Source organism: Leifsonia sp. NPDC056824 (assembly GCF_042789575.1).
Classification (GTDB): domain Bacteria; phylum Actinomycetota; class Actinomycetes; order Actinomycetales; family Microbacteriaceae; genus Leifsonia.
Genome location: NZ_JBHUAV010000002.1, coordinates 441,115 through 457,667, shown reverse-complemented (window position 1 = coordinate 457,667; position 16,553 = coordinate 441,115). Strand labels below are relative to the sequence as shown.

Annotated in this window: 19 protein-coding genes and 1 tRNA gene; 9 read left to right on the top strand and 11 right to left on the bottom strand. The window is 71.2% G+C overall.

Features of this window, described 5'->3' with window-relative positions; all coding sequences use genetic code 11:
* The first annotated feature begins 41 nt into the window (after positions 1-41).
* From rsfS to ACFRFH_RS11550, 5 genes are all read left to right on the top strand, one after another.
* Positions 42-416 carry a ribosome silencing factor gene (gene rsfS, locus ACFRFH_RS11570; RefSeq protein ID WP_382463148.1) on the top strand — a complete coding sequence of 125 codons (375 nt, stop codon included), beginning with the start codon at positions 42-44 and terminating at the stop codon, positions 414-416.
* 110 nt (positions 417-526) lie between these two features.
* Positions 527-599: transfer RNA gene (locus tag ACFRFH_RS11565), tRNA-Ala, on the top strand.
* A gap of 143 nt (positions 600-742) precedes the next feature.
* Entirely contained in the window at positions 743-1,387 is a 645-nt protein-coding gene (locus ACFRFH_RS11560) for a hypothetical protein (RefSeq protein ID WP_382463147.1), read from the top strand.
* Positions 1,388-1,464: 77 nt separating this feature from the next.
* Positions 1,465-2,397, top strand: a complete 933-nt coding sequence (locus tag ACFRFH_RS11555) for a signal peptidase I (protein WP_382463146.1) — start codon at positions 1,465-1,467, stop codon at positions 2,395-2,397.
* Positions 2,394-3,275, top strand: a complete 882-nt coding sequence (locus tag ACFRFH_RS11550; protein ID WP_382463145.1) for a LamG domain-containing protein — start codon at positions 2,394-2,396, stop codon at positions 3,273-3,275. Before ACFRFH_RS11555 ends, ACFRFH_RS11550 begins: the two co-directional genes overlap by 4 nt.
* A gap of 46 nt (positions 3,276-3,321) precedes the next feature.
* Here the strand turns inward: ACFRFH_RS11550 and ACFRFH_RS11545 are convergent, their stop codons facing one another.
* The 8 genes from ACFRFH_RS11545 to ACFRFH_RS11510 form a co-directional block, all read right to left on the bottom strand.
* Positions 3,322-3,891 (bottom strand): signal peptidase I, encoded by a 570-nt coding sequence (locus tag ACFRFH_RS11545; protein WP_382463144.1) that lies wholly within the window; start codon positions 3,889-3,891, stop codon positions 3,322-3,324.
* Positions 3,872-4,558: a hypothetical protein gene (locus tag ACFRFH_RS11540; protein ID WP_382463143.1), complete on the bottom strand. Its 687-nt coding sequence runs from the start codon at positions 4,556-4,558 to the stop codon at positions 3,872-3,874. The genes ACFRFH_RS11545 and ACFRFH_RS11540 overlap by 20 nt, the downstream gene beginning before the upstream one ends.
* Positions 4,555-6,015, bottom strand: a complete 1,461-nt coding sequence (locus ACFRFH_RS11535) for a hypothetical protein (RefSeq protein ID WP_382463142.1) — start codon at positions 6,013-6,015, stop codon at positions 4,555-4,557. Before ACFRFH_RS11535 ends, ACFRFH_RS11540 begins: the two co-directional genes overlap by 4 nt.
* Positions 6,016-6,044: 29 nt before the next feature.
* Positions 6,045-6,623: a hypothetical protein gene (locus ACFRFH_RS11530; protein WP_382463141.1), complete on the bottom strand. Its 579-nt coding sequence runs from the start codon at positions 6,621-6,623 to the stop codon at positions 6,045-6,047.
* Positions 6,620-7,249 (bottom strand): hypothetical protein, encoded by a 630-nt coding sequence (locus tag ACFRFH_RS11525; protein WP_382463140.1) that lies wholly within the window; start codon positions 7,247-7,249, stop codon positions 6,620-6,622. Before ACFRFH_RS11525 ends, ACFRFH_RS11530 begins: the two co-directional genes overlap by 4 nt.
* Entirely contained in the window at positions 7,246-7,833 is a 588-nt protein-coding gene (locus ACFRFH_RS11520) for a hypothetical protein (RefSeq protein WP_382463139.1), read from the bottom strand. The genes ACFRFH_RS11525 and ACFRFH_RS11520 overlap by 4 nt, the downstream gene beginning before the upstream one ends.
* Positions 7,834-7,837: 4 nt before the next feature.
* Entirely contained in the window at positions 7,838-8,467 is a 630-nt protein-coding gene (locus tag ACFRFH_RS11515; protein ID WP_382463138.1) for a hypothetical protein, read from the bottom strand.
* Positions 8,468-8,741: 274 nt separating this feature from the next.
* Positions 8,742-10,010: a hypothetical protein gene (locus tag ACFRFH_RS11510; protein ID WP_382463137.1), complete on the bottom strand. Its 1,269-nt coding sequence runs from the start codon at positions 10,008-10,010 to the stop codon at positions 8,742-8,744.
* Between the two features lie 160 nt (positions 10,011-10,170).
* Here ACFRFH_RS11510 and ACFRFH_RS11505 point away from each other — a divergent pair, with 160 nt between their 5' ends.
* The gene (locus ACFRFH_RS11505; protein WP_382463136.1) at positions 10,171-11,487 is read left to right on the top strand and encodes an LCP family protein; all 1,317 of its coding nucleotides are present in this window, start codon (positions 10,171-10,173) and stop codon (positions 11,485-11,487) included.
* A gap of 16 nt (positions 11,488-11,503) precedes the next feature.
* On the opposite strand, the gene ACFRFH_RS11500 is transcribed toward ACFRFH_RS11505, so the two are convergent.
* On the bottom strand, positions 11,504-11,710 hold the full coding sequence (locus ACFRFH_RS11500) for a DUF6186 family protein (protein WP_382463135.1): 207 nt from the start codon (positions 11,708-11,710) through the stop codon (positions 11,504-11,506).
* Positions 11,707-12,333 carry a hypothetical protein gene (locus tag ACFRFH_RS11495; protein ID WP_382463134.1) on the bottom strand — a complete coding sequence of 209 codons (627 nt, stop codon included), beginning with the start codon at positions 12,331-12,333 and terminating at the stop codon, positions 11,707-11,709. Before ACFRFH_RS11495 ends, ACFRFH_RS11500 begins: the two co-directional genes overlap by 4 nt.
* A gap of 64 nt (positions 12,334-12,397) precedes the next feature.
* Between ACFRFH_RS11495 and ACFRFH_RS11490 the strand changes: the two genes are divergently transcribed.
* Entirely contained in the window at positions 12,398-13,822 is a 1,425-nt protein-coding gene (locus ACFRFH_RS11490) for an MFS transporter (RefSeq protein WP_382463133.1), read from the top strand.
* On the opposite strand, the gene ACFRFH_RS11485 is transcribed toward ACFRFH_RS11490, so the two are convergent.
* Positions 13,809-14,645 carry a UbiA family prenyltransferase gene (locus tag ACFRFH_RS11485; protein ID WP_382463132.1) on the bottom strand — a complete coding sequence of 279 codons (837 nt, stop codon included), beginning with the start codon at positions 14,643-14,645 and terminating at the stop codon, positions 13,809-13,811. The two genes, ACFRFH_RS11490 and ACFRFH_RS11485, sit on opposite strands and share 14 nt — an antisense overlap.
* Positions 14,646-14,689: 44 nt before the next feature.
* Between ACFRFH_RS11485 and ACFRFH_RS11480 the strand changes: the two genes are divergently transcribed.
* Positions 14,690-15,859 carry a glycoside hydrolase family 3 N-terminal domain-containing protein gene (locus ACFRFH_RS11480; protein WP_382463131.1) on the top strand — a complete coding sequence of 390 codons (1,170 nt, stop codon included), beginning with the start codon at positions 14,690-14,692 and terminating at the stop codon, positions 15,857-15,859.
* 104 nt (positions 15,860-15,963) lie between these two features.
* Complete coding sequence (locus ACFRFH_RS11475) at positions 15,964-16,515, top strand: YceI family protein (RefSeq protein ID WP_370053132.1); 552 nt, start codon at positions 15,964-15,966, stop codon at positions 16,513-16,515.
* The last annotated feature ends 38 nt before the right edge of the window (positions 16,516-16,553 follow it).

Here is a 16,553-nt window from a genome sequence, read left to right as displayed (position 1 = left end):
GAACGCCTCTTCTCGACCCGCACTCTCCCGAAGGACTCTCTGTGACCGCAACCCCGCACGCCCGGGAAATCCTCCAGCTCGCGGCCGAGGCCGCCGACTCGAAGGGCGGCGTCGATCTGGTGGCGCTCGACGTCTCCGGCCCGCTGCCGCTGACGGACGCCTTCCTGCTGGTCTCCGGCTCGGTCGAGCGCAACGTGATCGCGATCGCCGGCGAGGTGGAGGACCGCCTCAACGACGCGGGCGTCCGCACGCTGCGTCGCGAGGGCAAGTCCGAGGGCCGCTGGATCCTGCTCGACTTCGGCGACCTGGTGGTGCACGTCTTCCACGAGGAGGACCGCATGTACTACGCCCTCGAGCGACTCTGGAAGGACTGCCCGGTCCTCCCGCTCGAGCTGTCCGTGCACAGCGCGGAGTAGCAGGAGCGCACACGCCCGGGCTGCACGACCGATTTACGTTGCGCAGCCCGCGTGTAGTACGCTTGATGAGTTGCCCGGGGGAGCCCGGTCAACGCGAAAGAACTGAATACGGGTCTGTGGCGCAGCTGGTAGCGCACCTGCATGGCATGCAGGGGGTCAGGGGTTCGAGTCCCCTCAGATCCACTTTGGGAAGACCGGCTTCCGCGTGATCACGCGGAAGCCGGTTTTTTGGTTTCTTCGGCCGCGCCGCGTCATTCTCACGCTGTCAGGCGATCTCTTGGGTGAAGCTCCACCCCGCCGTCGCCGACACCCGTAAAGGAACGACCATGACCATCACCGACCCGAGCAGCCGGAAGCGTCGCCGGCTGACGCCGCTGGCTCTCATCGCAGGAGCGGTGGGAACCGTGCTGCTCGCGCTCAGCCTCACCGGGACCCTGTCCGGGTTCGTGGCGAGCATCACCAACACCACGAACACGGCCGGCACCGGCGCGCTCGTCATGCAGGAGAAGGACTCCACCGGCACCATCACCTGCCTGAGCACGAACGGCGGCTCGGTGTCGACCAACGCCGCGACGTGCTCCACCATCAACAAGTTCGGCGGCAACCTGGCCATGGTGCCCGGGACCGCGGTCTCGACGAACATCACGATCACGAACACCGGTACGGTGCCGGCGAACACCTTCACGCTGACCCCGGGCGCGACGTGCACCCAGTCCGCGAACGGCGCCGCGAACGGCACCGCCACCGACCTGTGCGCGAAGCTGACCGTGGTCATCACCTCCGGTGCGACCACGGTCTACTCCGGCACCGTGGCCGCCCTCGCCGGGCACGCGCCGTTCGCACTGGCGACGCCGGTGGCGCCGGGCACGACGGTGCCGTTCACGTTCGCCGTGACGCTCGCCTCGACGGCGGACAACACCTACCAGGGCCTGCAGGCGTCGTTGCCGCTGACCTGGGCATTCGCCAGCTGAGTTCCGTTCCCACCCCTACCCGAAGGGTCAGGCGGTGCAGCGCGCTGCCCCCGTCGCGCTGCACCGCCGTCACCACCATGAACGCACCCACCCGCACCCTCGCGCGGCTCGCAGCGATCGTCGTCGCCGGCCTGGCCGGTGTCCTGATCGCGGTCGCTATCGCAATCCTCGCCGCGTTCTGGAGCACGGGGTGGCGCTGGTTCATCGTCGAGTCTCCTTCGATGGGCCGGACCGCCCCTGTCGGCACGCTCGTCATCACGACCCCCGTCTCGGCCTCCGCCGTTCGCGTCGGTGACGTCATCACCTTCCACCCGCCGACCTCCCCGGACGAGACCTACACACACCGCGTGAGGGACATCACTCCCGCCGGGAAGCTCATCACCCGCGGCGACATCAACGGCGCGACCGACCCGTGGCAGCTCACCGCGCGCGACCTCGTGGGACGTGCAGCCGCGATCCTCCCCGGCTGGGGCTGGCTCATCCGCTCTCTGCCCTACTTCTTCGTCGGCGGGCTGCTCGTGTGGGCGCTCACCGAGTGGTTCGCCACCGCACGCTGGCGGGCGCCGTTGCGCGTCATCGGGGCGAGCCTGGTGTTCGCCGTCACCGCCGCGATCGTCCGCCCGTTCGTCGGCGTGATGGTCCTCGCCACCCAGTCCACCCACCGCGGGGCGAACGCGACGCTCGTGTCTACCGGCCTTCTCCCCAGCCATGTGCAGGCCGTCGGCGGCACCGGCGTCGACCTGGTCAGCGGGCAGGTCGGGTCCGTCCACGTACCCCGCCTCGCCGACGACGGCTACTACCACCTCGCCGCCACGCCCACCTTCAGCCTCCTCGGCTGGATCATCGTCGGCATCGTCTGCGCAGCACCGCTCCTCTGGTGCCTGATCGTCGGGCTGCCGGGGGAGGAGCAGGCCGAGGAGGCGAAGCCGGAGCAGGAGAGGCCGGAGCAGGAGAGGCCGGAGGGGGAGAAGTCGCTGGGGGTGCCGAGGCTGGGGGAGGCGACAGTATGACGCTCAGCACGCGCGTCATCCGCCGCCTCTCGTTCAGCTGGCCGGCCGCCGTGGGGCTTGCGGCGATCGTCGCGCTCGTCATCGCGTTCGGAATCGTGCCGTCCACGTCGGGCGGCTTCCTCGCGCAGGTGGCCAACACCGCGAACACCGCCGGGACGGCCCCCTACTTCACCTGCCGGGCGGCGGTCAGCGACCCCACCCTCGGCCCGCTGGTCGCGCTCCCGCTCACCGAAGCGGCTGGGTCCGCCACCGCGACCGACATCTCCGGCACCGCGAACGCGGGGACCTATCGCGGGCCGATGACCACCACGGCCCTGACGGCATCCGACGCGTGCCCGCGCGACCCGGGCACCGCCTGGCAGCCGCGCGCGACCGCCAGCTATATCACCACCGCGACGTCACGGCTCGCACCGGCGCAGTACACGCTCGAGGTCTGGTTCATCACCCTGGCGACGGGAGGGAAGCTGATCGGCTTCGGCGACAGCAACCTCGCCTCGTTCCCACTCACGACCGACCGGCAGCTGTTCATCGACAACAACCGCCGCCTCGTCTTCGGTGCTCTCGACTCCAGTGATGTCAAGCACACCATCACGGCGCCGACGGTGCTCAGCACGAGCACCTGGTACCACGCTGTCGCCACGTTCTCACCCGCGACAGGGATGAAGCTCTACCTCAACGGCAGCCTCGTCGCCTCCGACACGACGGTCACGACCTCCTGGTCCTACTTCGGCTACTGGAGATTCGGCTACGACAACCTCACCGGCTGGGCCACACCGACACCCTCGTACTTCTTCAACGGCACCATGCGGTTCGGGGCCGCCTACTCCACCGTGTTCACTCAGGCTCAGGTCACGGCCCACTACAGCGCGGGCACCTGAGTCGTGCCGCGCTGCGCCACGAATGTCGTGGCGGCATGACGCGAACTCACTCCGCCGCGACCGGCGGCGCCCGGCGTGCGCCGCGGCGCCGCGATGGCGCCTTCTGGCGCCGCCCGAACACGATGACCGCGACCAGCGCCGCCACGTAGGTCGCGACCGCCGCGATGCCCAGCGGAGTCCGGGCGGCGAGCGCGATCGTGCCGGCCACCGGGACGACGCCGACGAAGCTGCCCACCGACGAGACCACGTACGGCAGCGGGTCCTCGCTCGCGTTGGCGTCGCCTTTCAGGCGCAGCGTGGTCACGCCGCCCTTCGTGGCGACCTCCTTGACCCGGTGCGTGATGAGGCCCGTGCCGCCGTCCTGTCGCGGGACCGTCACGATGTCGCCCGTCACGACCTGGGTCGCGGGGACCGTGCGGTAGAAGATCAACGACCCGACCGGCAGGGTGGGCTCCATCGAGCCGGAGATCACGACGACCGGGCGCAGGCCGAGCACCGCGCAGACGGCGACGGTCACGATCGCGATCGCACCGAGGACGGCCGAGAACGTGAGCAGGGCCGAGCCGAGCCACTGCCAGAGGGAGCGGCGGGGGCGCTCACGGCGTCGACGCGCCATCGAACTCCACCTCCAAGGCGGTCGCACCGAAGTTGTACGCGACGGTGGCCGGGGTGTCCACGTAGTAGAGGCTGATGGCGAGGTCGTGCCGGCTGCCGGCGTTCCCGGCCACCCAGGCGCTTCCGTCGCTCAGCGCGGGCGCTCCGCGGGGCGCGAGCCGGCCAATCACGCCCGCTGCGTTCGCGACCGGGACACCCTGGGTGGGGTCCGTCGCGCTTCCGCCGACGAGGAGTTGCCCGGTCGTCGTGTCCACGACGGTGACGAGCAGGAACCCGGTGATGTTGGGACTGCTGCCCGCTTGGCCGTAGCCGGCCGCGTCCGACGGCTTGACGGCGACCGTCACGGCGGCGGCGAGGTCGGCGCTGTTGTTCGCCACCCCGAGGTTCACTGTGACCGTTCGGCCCGGGACGAAACTGTCGTCGCCGGCGATCGGCACCGTCACGCCCTGTCCAGGATGCGCTTCGGCGACCTGCTCGCCCGGGAGGATGGAGACGATGTCGAACGGCGCGGAGCCGATGCCGTCCGGGCCGACGTCGAGCCCGGCGGAGTCAGTGAAGGCGCTCATGGTCTGTCCGGCCGTGATCAGCGTGGCGGTCACCACGAGTGTGCCGGCGGCGACGGTGGCCAGGGCGATCCGTCTCTTCGTTGTCTTCCGGTGCTTCATCACGCCCCCGGCGGAATCATGGTCGTCAGCCCCTGGACGGCGTTCGTCGGGGTGTTGTTCGTCGCCCAGCTGTTGATGATCGACGAGTACGTGTTGTTGTTCCCGCCTGCGGTCCCGCCGCCCCAGTTGACGTAGGAGCCGTCGGCGTTCAACGCGGTCCCGGAGTAGCCGAACGCGCCGATCGCTGTGACGGTGCTGCCGAGCGGGACGATCTGAGCCGGGGTGACGAGGTTGGTGGTCGACGGCGTCCCGAGGGTCGGGTCCGGTCCCCGGCCGAACGAATAGCGGCCGTAGACGTAGACCTGGCCGGATGCGCCGAGCACCTGGACGTAGTCCTGGCTGGGTGCGACCGCCGCGACGGTGTCGTTGTTCGGCAGCGTCAGCGCTATCGGCTGGGCGCTGACGGGACCGGAGACGTACGCGCGGCCGGTGCCTTGGTTGTTCGCGTCGCCCCAGGTCACCAGGTGACCGCCGTCGAAGACGAGCTGGTTCCCGAAGTAGTGTCCGGTGAGCGACGTGATCGTGCAGGTGTCGCCGGCCGAGCCCATGACGACGCCGACGGTGTCGCACCCGGCCTGCGCGAACGGCGACAGGGTCGTCGACCGGAACGGGGCGTTCCGGTTCACGCCCAGGTTGTCTCCGGACGGGTCGGACGCGTACGACGATCCCGCGTTCGCCCAGCCCCACCAGAACACGCCGGTGGTCGAGTCGCTGGCGTTGAAGTCGCCGCGGATCGCCCAGCCGTTCCACATCCCGGCGCCGATGCTGTGCACGCCGGACATGATCAGCGACGGCGTCGGCGAGGAGGCGGTCGGCGTGCCCTGGCCGGTGATCCCGCGCGCCTGCGCGTATCCCCAGGTGTAGAGGTCTCCTGTACTGGTCAGCGCCATGAAGACGCCGGAGGACGAGCGCAGGTCCACGACGGTGCCGGGGATGGAGACCGGCCCCGGCTGCGTGTACGGGATCGGCGAGCTCGGGCGTCCCATCACGTTGTTCGTGCTGCTGCCGCCCCAGGTGTAGACCACGCCGTCGTCGGACAGGGCGGCCAGCCCGGTGTAGTTGATGTCGGTGGGGTAGTAGTCGTCGAGACTCGTCCCGGCGACCCGCACGATGTAGCGGCGGTTCGCGCCGGTGTAGCCGGTGTTCGGGAGGATCACGGGCGTCGGCGCCGCCGCGGACGGGACGGTGAGCGTTCCGGTGCCGGAGAGGCCGTTTCCGCGGAAGCCCCACACCCAGAGCGTGCCGTCGCTCTGCAGCGCGGTCGCGGTGTTGGCGAGGTACGTGTTCGTCGGCGTCAGCCGCGTCGCCTGGGTGATCAGCGGCGACTGGACGGCCGAGGTCTCCGCCTGGGCGGTGTCCCGGTAGGCGGCGGACGTGGGCGGCACGACGACGAGCGCGGCGAGCGTGACCGCGACGAGGCCGACGAGGCCGGTGACGCGGGCTCCTGTGCGTGCCCGCACCGGACGCCTCCACTGCAACGATGGGCGTTTCATACCTGTTCACCGGCCTTTCGACGGCGGAGTCGGAGCAGGACGCCCGCGACGATGAGGGCGAGCGGGACGCCGACGCCGATGACCGTGAGCCCGGTATCGGCGAGCGGCGGGAGCGGGGCAGGGGCCGCCTCCAGCGAACTGAGCCGGAGCGTGAACTGAGCGCTCAGCCCCTGGTACTCGTTCCCCGCGGCCGAGGACAGGACGACGTCGCCGGAGACGGTCTTCGCGCCTCCGCCCGGGACGGTTCCGAGCGAGAGTGGAGCGCCGCCGATCAGCCGGCGCAGCGGGGTCTGCGGGATGACGGTGACGCCGTCCACCCGCACACTGACCTGGAGCGCGTCGTCGATCCGGGAGGCGCCGCCGGTGACGTCCAGCACCGCGAGGGAGACCGCCGACGCGGAGGACGAGGGGTTCTGCACGGTGGCCGACCACTCGCTCTGGTGGCCCGGCCCCGGCATCTGCACGGTCACGAGTTGTGTGGCCCCTGGTTGCCCGGCGGCCGGGGCGGCGGCGGCCGGCAGCGCGCTGCCCACGCTGAGCAGCGCGACGGCGGCGACGATGACGGCGCGCCTCACGAGGTGCTCCCGTCGAACCGGACACCGAGCACGAGGGTCCGGTTGAAGATGTAGGGGTTCGCGTTCGCGTGCGGCAGGGACACCTGCACCTCGATGGTCTTGGGCACGGACTGGGTCCACCCGGTGACGAACGGCGGGGACGTGTTGATCGCGGCAGCGGTGGACGCGGTCGCCACGGCCGTCCCGTCGACCGTGATCGTGTAGAGCGCGTAATCGTACGGGTCGGCGCCGGGACCGGTTCCGCCCGCGTCGCTCGGCCTGCTGCCGGGGTACGCGTTGTAGAGCGTGATGCGGACGGGGCCGGTGGCCGGGGTCGTCGTAACGACCCGCATGTCCACCGTCGCGGCCGACGTGAGCGTGATGGTCCCGCTTCCGGAGCTGTCGAGCGCGAACGGGGTGGGGTTGCCCTCCTGGACGGCCCCTCCCGGATCGAGGAAGGCGATGTTGTAGCCGCCGCCGATGGCCCCGTTCGTCCCGAGCTGGGGGACCGACTGATCGGTGAACGCGGCGGAGGTGGTGCCGATCGCCGAGGCGCCGAGGACGACGCTGAGGCCCAGGAGGCCGGTCGCGGCCAGCGCGCCGCGCCGGGGTCGCGTGCGCGCGGGGTGGACCCGCCGCCCGCTCACAGGCTCGCCCCCGTGAACATGAGCTGGACGGGGGTCGTCGCGCCGTTCACCGACGCCGGCGCGTCGGCCGGCAGGGTGACCTCGACGTCGAGCACCCGGTCGGCGCCGGGCGCGGTGGCCCCGGTGAGCGGGATGTCCGCCGCGCCGGCGGGCGGTACTGCGGCCGCGTACACATGGCCTCCTTCGGAGATGGTGAAGCGCAGCTCGGGGAACAGGGGGTTCTGGGTGGCCGGATCGATCAGGTGGACCCTGATCGATCCGGCCAGCCTCGGGCTGCTGTTGCGCACGGCGACGCGGGCCTGCACCGAAGTGCCGGGCTCCAGCACCGTCGCCGGCAGGGCGACCACGACCGGGTCAGGACGGCCCTGCTGCCATTCGGCCGGGGCCGGCTGCCAGCCGGGCACGTCACTGCCCGCGACCTGCAGGTCGAAGGTGTTGTCGCGACCGTCCAGGGCGACGACGACGTCGGACCAGTTCACTGTGCTGGCGGCGGTGACGGCGATCGCCGAGGCGACGCAGACTCCCGCGAGGGACAGTGCCGGCCGACGCCACCGCCGACGCGTGCGCAAAGGGCTCGAGGTCATCGGATCAGGGAGTCGACGTACCGTTGAACTGCGCCTGGATGAACGCCTTCATGCCGTTCAGGCTGTTGTCGGTGAAGCCGGCCCCCGACTCCGCCTGGGTGAGCAGCCGCACCGAGATCGTGACGTCGGACGCCTCGCCGGCGGCGAGGTCGTTGAGCGTCAGCGAGCTGAGCTGCGCGAACGTCTGGTCGGTGACGCTGATCGGCGTCGCCCCGAGGGAGGTCGCCGGCATCGAGACCGAGAACCTCAGGCTGGAGAGGTAGTTCGGGTCGGTGACGTTCGCGCCGGCGTCCGGAAGCTGCACGAGCCCCAGCGAGAGGGTCGAGTTCAGCGTCGCGGAGGCGTTCCGGACGGGGATGTCGACCGAGATGGGCGCGCTTCCCGGGAAGATGGTGTTCGCTCCGATGAGCTCGATCGGCGCCCCGGCCGGGGTGTTCGCCTCCTGCCACGAGCCCGGGATCTGCGCACCGGTGAAGGGGTCGGTGTCGACCACCTGGATGTTGTACTGATCGGCGCCGATCCCGTTCGCCCCGAGGTTCAGGTTCGCGAAATCGGTGAAGGCGGCGGCGGTGACCCCGGCCGCGATGGCGACGACGGCGCCGAGGCCGATCACCGCCTTGGTTCTCCTGGACATTCCGCGCTTCTCGGGCGCGGCGGCTTGCTGCGTCATTGCTCTCCCTTGGTGTCTCGGACGGCCTCTCGGTCGTCAGGGACGTGACCGTAGCACCGCGTGATTCCGGTGCTCAGGCGCGGAAATCCGGGATTCTTCGGGGACTGGACGGGCCGCGATCGCGGCGGGAGGCGCCGGAATCGTCTGGGCTTTCACCCTCGCTGCGCCCGGGCGTGTCGCGGGCCCCCTCGCGGCTCATGCACGGCTCACATCCGCCGGTGGGGCGAGGCGTCCGCCTTCACCTCAGGGTGGGGGACTCGACCGTGACGCGGATGCCGTCGGTGGTTCCGCGGATGCGCGCGCTGTCGACGCCGGCCGGACCACGGAAGTGCGGGCCGCGCCCCCACAGCTCGGTGCCGAGTGCGCGGCCCTCCCCGACGAGCCCGGCACGCTGCCAGGCCGCGGTGATGGCCGCGTAACTCGCTTCGACCGACTCCTCCGTCGCCGCCGGGTCGTGCCAGAGCGCCAGGAGCGTCTCGCACTGCACGCGCCGGCCGCCCGCGATGGTGCAGGCGGCCGCGTCGGTCTTCGCGGTCTGCAGGAGGAAGGTCCGGAGCTCGGCCTCGTAGGTCGCCAGGATCGGGGCGGCCTCGCTCGCCGGGGGCGGCGGATCCTCGCCGGTCTGCGGGAGACCCACGAACCCGCTGACCGCGCTCGCGCCCACCGCGACGCGGGCGGAGAACGCGGTCCGCTGGCGAGGCAGGCGGTCGGCGGCGTCGGTGACGGAGGTCAGCAGCCGCGCGACGGATTCCGGGACGCTGGTTTCGACGTCGAGCCGGGGACGCTCGTCTCCGCGCTGCTCGTGGTGAACCATCCGGGACACCTCCGGCCGCGCTTCGAGCTGATCCAACGCCGCGAGCAGGTCGATGGAGGGGCCGTCGGCGGCGATTTCCACCGAGCCTGAGGGGGAGGTCGCGTGAGGCGGGAGGTCTACGGTGACCCACGCGAGACTTCCGGTCCCGAAGCCCGCGATGCCGCGGAGTGCCTCCGCCGCGCTCACGAGCGGAGTCGGTCCCGCGGCCAACCCGACGGACAGGGCGGCCGACGCGATGTCGACCCGTCCGACGACAGGGGCCCGGCGTAGGGCGTCTGCGGCCTCGAGCGCCGCCGGGAGCCGCGCCGTGCCCCGCTGGGAACGTGCGTCGGTGATCGTCACGGGCGCCAGGCCGGGACCGTCCGGCACCACGACCTCGAGCGTCACCTCCTCTGAGCCACGGAATCGCGTGGCGTCGAGGGTCGCGGCCGCCGTGGCCGCGGCGGTGGTCAGGTCGCCCGCCGCCCGCAGCCGCACATGGATGGTGACGATCCACGCGCCCCCGCTGTATCCGCCCGTGACGCTCGACCGCGCGGACTCGACGCCCGGCTGCCCCCGCACCTCCCGCGCGACCGTGGCCGCCGCCTCGGTCAGGTCCCTCGGCGGCTCCTGGCGCGGTGCACATCCGGCGAGGAGCGATGCGAGAACGGCGATGACAAAGAGCAGTACGAGCCGGTGACGCGGTGGGACCATCCCGCCAGTCCACCCCACGCGCCCGGCCGACGTCGTCCGTCGCGGTGCGTAATCAGCGTCATTCCCGCGGTGTACCCGCGTGCCCCCGCCCCACCCGAAAGCGGCCATCGCTTAGGATTCACCCAGTTCCGTTCTTCGAACCGCACGGGGGATATTCCGCATGACCGACCTGCCTCGCCGTCAGCAGCGTGCGCGCGGGCCCGCGCCGGTGCGGCACGGGAGGCTGCCGCGCCGCAGGCTGGTCGCGTCCGTCCTCAAGCTGCTCGCCGGCGTCGTCGCGGTGGTCGTGGTCAGCAGCTTCTCGCTGGCCGCGTACGCGGTGTGGGATGTCGCGCGCTCGGTCAAGCACGGCGTCACCCTCGTCACGCTGCCCGGGCACACGCCCGTCCCGCAGGACATCCCGAACGTGGGGGCCATCCCCGGCGGCGTCAACCTGCTGCTGGCGGGTACCGACAGCCGCACGGGTCTCGGCGGCGTCTACAACTCCGCCGCGGAGCAGGACGCGAGCACGGGTGAGGGCAACAACGACGTCACGATGCTGCTGCACATCGCGCAGGACCACAAGAGCATGATGGTGATCAGCTTCCCGCGCGACCTCATGGTGAGCATCCCGACCTGCCCGACGCCGGACGGCAAGGACACGGTGAGCGGGTCGTCCTACGCGCAGTTCAACACGTCGCTGTCGCGCGGCGGGCTCGCCTGCGTCGTGCTGACTGTCGAGAAGCTCACCGGGGTGACGATCCCGTTCGCGGCCGTCATCAACTTCGACGGCGTGAGCTCGATGTCCACCGCGGTCGGCGGCGTGACGGTCTGCCTCGCGTCGAAGGTGAAGGACGACTACACCAACCCGCCGCTCGACCTCCCGGCGGGGGAGAGCACGCTCGTGGGGGACCAGGCGCTGTCGTTCCTGCGCAGCAGGCACGGCGTCGGCGACGGCAGCGACCTCGGCCGCATCTCCAACCAGCAGGTCTTCCTCTCCGCGCTCGCGCGCAAGATCGTCAGCGGGGGAGTGCTCGGCAACCCGGTGCAGCTCTACGCGCTCGCCAAGGCCGCCGTGCAGAACGTCACGCCGTCCCAGACGCTCACCAACCCGACGACGCTGGTGGAGATCGCGCTCGCGCTCAAAGACACCGGCCTGCAGAACATGGTCTTCCTGCAGTACCCCGCGGTGACCGACCCGGACAACATCAACCGCGTCATCCCGGACGAGGAGGCCTCCACTGCGGTGAACAACGCGCTGGTCAACGACCAGCCGGTGGCGCTCACCGGCACGACCGGGCGCGCAGCGGAGGACCCCAGCGCGACCGCGACTCCGACGCCCACCGCGACGGACACCCCGGCCGCGCCAGCTGCGCCCGCCGCACCGACCGGCACCGGGACGCCCGTGCCGACGAACTCCTCCGGCTCGGTCGAGCTGCCCTCCACCGTCACCGGTCAGACGGCCGCGCAGCAGACCTGCACGAAGGGCAACAACTAGTCGGGCCGCCGGCTGGTCAGGCCGTCGGCGGCGTGACCAGGAAGTGCCAGCCGATCCACCACCAGAACAGCAGGATGGTGACCCGCGCCGCACGGTCGGCCATCACGCGGTCGAGGAGGCTGCTGAGCGGCGCGATCCGCTCAGGGCGGCGCTGGGACTGGATGACGAGCGCCACGATCAGGAGGCCGCACAGCACGAAGCCGGCGATGGTGACCCATCTCATGCAGGCCTCCCGCGCCGCAGCAGCGCGTACCCGCCGAGCAGCCAGCACGCGACCAGCAGCACGCGCGCCGGCGGCCAGGCCAGCAGCGGGTCGAGCAGGTCCGAGAGCGCGGGGTAGGCGTTCTCGCTGCCGGTGAGGTCGCGGCCGAGGAAGTACACGCCGATCTCCCACACGCAGCCGGCGACGAGGACGATCGACCACAGGATCGCCGCGCGGCGCACGGCCGACCCGGGCGGACCGGCCTCCGCCCGGGAGCTGTCGGCCCAGGCCATCGGCAGCAGCAGCACGCCGAGCCCGACGACGATCGCCGTGTCCGCGGGGCTGTAGAGCGGGGTGAAGCCGAGGGTGAGCGAGGCGACCGCGATCAGCGTCCCGGCGAGGACGCGTCGGGAGACGGTGTCGCGCCCGGCGGGCATCCGGAGCGGGACGCGCAGCCAGCCGAGCGCGTCGAGCGTGAGCACCGCGGCTCCGGAGGCGTAGATCGCGGCATCCACCGGCGCCCCGCGCACGGCGTGGAAGACGGCCGTGATGATCAGCACGCCGATCCAGCCGGCCTGCATGATCGCGGTCGGGGTCGGTCGGCGCCGGCCGGAGGATCGCTCGGAGTGCGACAGCTCTGACACGGGGAAACGGTACGCCAGGCTCGCGTGCTTGCGCGATCAGCACACCGGGACGTTGAATGAGCATATGGCCACCGAGAAGATGACGTCCCTGCAGTTGCGCGTCCTGCTGATCGCGATCCTGGCCAGCTTCGTCGCGTTCCTCGACGGCGCCGTCATCAATGTTGCGCTGCCCGCGATCGACCGCGAGCTCGGCGGCGGACTGCCGCTGCAGCAGTGGGTGGTCGACGCCTACCTGGTGACGCTCGGCTCGCTGATCCTGATCGCCGGCTCGCTCTCCGACGTGTTCGGCCGCAAGCGCATCCTGTACGTCGGGCTGATCGGGTTCGGGATCACGTCGCTGCTGTGCGCGTTCGCGCCGAGCGGGGTGTTCCTGGTGCTGTCGCGAGCCCTCCAGGGTGTCGCCGGGGCGCTGCTGGTGCCGTCGTCGCTGGCTATCATCATCTCCCGGTTCGAGGGACCGGCCCAGGCCAAGGCGATCGGGCGCTGGACGGCGTGGACCGGCATCGCCATGATCGCGGGCCCGGTGGTCGGCGGGTTCTTCGTGGACGCGCTGTCCTGGCGCTGGGTGTTCGTCATCAACGTGGTCCCGATCGCGGTGACGCTCGTGCTCATGTGGACGCTCGGCGACACCGACAAGGGGATGGGCGGCCGGGTCGACATCATCGGCGCCGTGCTCGGGTCGGTCGGTCTGGCCGGGACGGTGTTCGCGCTCATCGAGCAGGGCACGTACGGCTGGGGGAGCCCGCGGGTCTGGATCCCGTTCGTGGTCGGCGTGCTGTCGCTCATCGCCTTCTTCATCGTCGAGACGCGGGTGAAGCAGCCGATGCTCCCGCTGGGCCTGTTCTCGGTGCACAACTTCTGGGTGGGCAACCTGGCCACGGCGTTCGTCTACGGCGCGCTGTCCTTCGGGCCGCTCATGGTGACGCTGTTCCTGCAGCAGGTGGTCGGGTTCTCGGCGTTCGTCGCGGGCTTCGTGTTCATCCCGTCCACGCTCTGCATGCTGCTGCTGTCCAGCTACTTCGGCGGCCTGGCCGGGAAGTACGGACCCCGGTTCTTCATGGCGGCAGGCCCGATCGTCGCGTCCGCCGGCTTCCTCTGGCTGCTGATGGTCGGCCCGGAGGTCAACTACTGGTTCGAGCTGCTGCCCGCGGTGATCCTGTTCGGCGTCGGGCTGGCGATGACGGTCGCGCCGCTGACCAGTGCGATCCTCGGCTCCATCCACCCGGGCCAGGCGGGCATCGGCTCCGCGGTCAACAACGCCGTCGCCCGCATCGCCGGCCTCCTGGCGGTCGCGATGGCCGGCTTCGTGATCGGCGGAAAGCTGGACGTGGACGGGATGCATCGGGCGATGCTCGCGACGGCTGGCCTGCTCATCGTCGGCGGCGTGGTGTCGGCCATCGGCATCCGCAACCACGAGCCGGCGGCCGCGCCGATCGCGACCGCGGTGGAGAAGCCTCCCGCTGTTCCGAAGGGATCTAGCCCGAAGTGATCGACTGGCCGGCCAGGGCCAGCATCGCCACGTCGACCACCGCGCAGGTCATGATGAGCTGCATGAGCAGCCGGGTCGGGCTGCTCCGCAGCAGCAGCACGACGCCCGCGACCACCGCCGCCAACCCGATCACGAGGCCGACCAGGAGCAGCGGGCGCACCGGCAGTCCCGGCCCGAACGTGATCAGCACGGTCGCGACGGCGAGGCAGCCGAACGCGAGCAGACCGCTGGCCCGCGCGCCGAGTCGGTGCGGCAGGCCGCGGATGCCGGTGCGGGCGTCGTCGGCGAGGTCGGGCAGCACGTTGGTGACGTGCGCCGCGACGCCGAGCAGCGCGCCGGCCGCGAGGACCCACGGCGCGGGCCACGCCGGGTGCTCCTGACCGAGCGTCGCGATCGCTGGCAGGAGGCCGAAGCTCACTGCGAACGGGACGAAGGAGGCGGCGGTCGACTTGAGCCCGAGGTTGTACGCCCAGCCGCCCGCGATCGCGACCGCGTGCGCGATCAGCGCTCCGACGCCGAGGAACGCGGTGACGGCCAGGGAGAGGACGAGCGCGATGAACGCGGACGCGCGCACCAGGGCGAGCGGGACGTCGCCGCGGGCTGCCGGCTTGTCCGTCCGCGCGACCTCCCTGTCCCTGGCGGCGTCGAGCCAGTCGTTGGACCAGCCGATCGAGAGCTGGCCGAGCAGGATGGCGAGCACCAGGACGGCGAGCCGGCCGGGCGGGTAGCCGAGGCCGATACCGAGGCCGGCCGCGACCACCGTCACCACCGCGGTGGGCCCGGGGTGGCTGGCGAGCAGCAGCGAGATCGGCTTGGACGCCATCCCGTCATCGTAGGCCGTCCAGGGCAGCGGGTTACCATCGGGTGATGCGCCGCGCCCGAGGGACGACGGCCGCCGCCCTCCTGGTGCTCGCGACGACGCTGCTCGTGACGACACTGAGCGGGTGCGCGGCCAGCGGTTCGGCGCACCCTCGGGAGATCACGCCCAGCCCGTCCGCCCGTCCGTCGTCGGCGCCCGACCCGGTCCAGGGCTACGCCGACGAGCGCCTGCGGAACCTGACCCTCCGCCAGAAGGCGGCGAGCCTGTTCATGCTGCACGCGCCGGGCACCGACCCGGCCGCGCTGCGCGAGTTCGTGGACCGCTACGGACTCGGCGGCGTCATCCTGATGCCGGACAACATTCCCGCCACACCTCAGGCGCTGGCGGCCGAGACCGCGGCGACTCGCACCTCGGACCCCGGACTGCCCCCGCTGGTCGGCATCGACGAGGAGGGCGGCGACGTCACCCGGCTGCCGTGGGACGGCCAGCCCGGCGCGAAGGCGCTGCGCGCGCTCCCGCCGGCGGCGACCCAGCAGGCGTTCGCGCAGCGCGCCGCACTCCTGAAGCAGGCCGGCGTGAACCTCAACTTCGGGACCATCGCCGACGTCACGGCCGATCCGCACTCGTTCATCGCCGACCGCATCCTCGGGACCGATCCGGCCTCCGCCGCTGCGCGGGTGGCGGCGTCGGTGGCGGGGGAGCGCGGGACCGTGCTCAGCACGCTCAAGCACTTCCCCGGCCACGGCGAGACGGACGCCGACTCGCACCACACCGTCCCGACCGCCGCCGTCGACCATGCCCGCTGGGCGGCGCAGGACGCGCCCACGTTCCGCGCGGGCATCGCGGCGGGCGCGGAGGTGGTGATGTTCGGCCACCTCACCTACAGCGGGGTGGACACGGCGCCGGCCTCCCTGTCGCCCGCCTGGCACCGCATCCTGACCGACGAGCTGGGTTTCCACGGCGTGAGCATCACCGACGACCTCCGGATGCTGCAGGACACCGGCCTGTCGCAGTACCAGGACGCGGGCGCGAATGCGGTCGCCGCCCTCGCGGCGGGCAACACGATGGTGCTGATGATCCAGGGGGCGGAGGACCCGGACGCCCTGATCGACGCGGTCGTCGCCGCTGTGCACGAGGGGCGCATCCCGCTCGCGACGGTGGACAGGGATGCCCGCGCGCTGCTCGTGCTGCGGCGGTCGCTCGCGCCGCAAAGATGACGTGTCAACTTTTTTTCGGAATTCCGGAATAGGGGTACTGTGCATGCGGTTGCATGGACTTTGACAGCGTCCGACAGCGCAAGCATCGAGCAAGGAGAAACCGAATGAGCATCGACATCCCCGGATACAAGGCCGGCACCTGGACCATCGACCCCGTGCACAGCGAGGTGGGCTTCAGCATCCGTCACCTCATGATCAGCAAGGTCAAGGGCGTCTTCGAGAACTTCGACGCCACCTTCGTCACCGCCGAGAACCCGCTGGAGTCGACCGTCTCCGCGAAGGCGTCGGTGGCCTCCATCAACACCAAGAACTCCGACCGCGACGCGCACCTGCGCACCGGCGACTTCTTCCTCGCCGAGGAGTTCCCGACCATCGACTTCGTCTCCACCGGCGTGCGCCACGAGGACGGCGAGTTCCTGGTCGACGGCGACCTCACGATCAAGGGCGTGACCAAGCCGGTCACCTTCGAGTTCGACTTCGGCGGCTTCGGCCAGGACCCGTACGGCAACTACAAGGCCGGCGCGACCGCGAAGACCAAGGTCAACCGTGAGGACTTCGGCCTCACCTACAACGCCGCTCTCGAGACCGGCGGCATGCTGCTCGGTGACGACGTCACCATCACCCTCGAGCTCCAGGCTGTGCTCGCCCAGGCCTGACCCCCTCTCCGAAGGGCACGTTGTTGTCACTTTTTCCC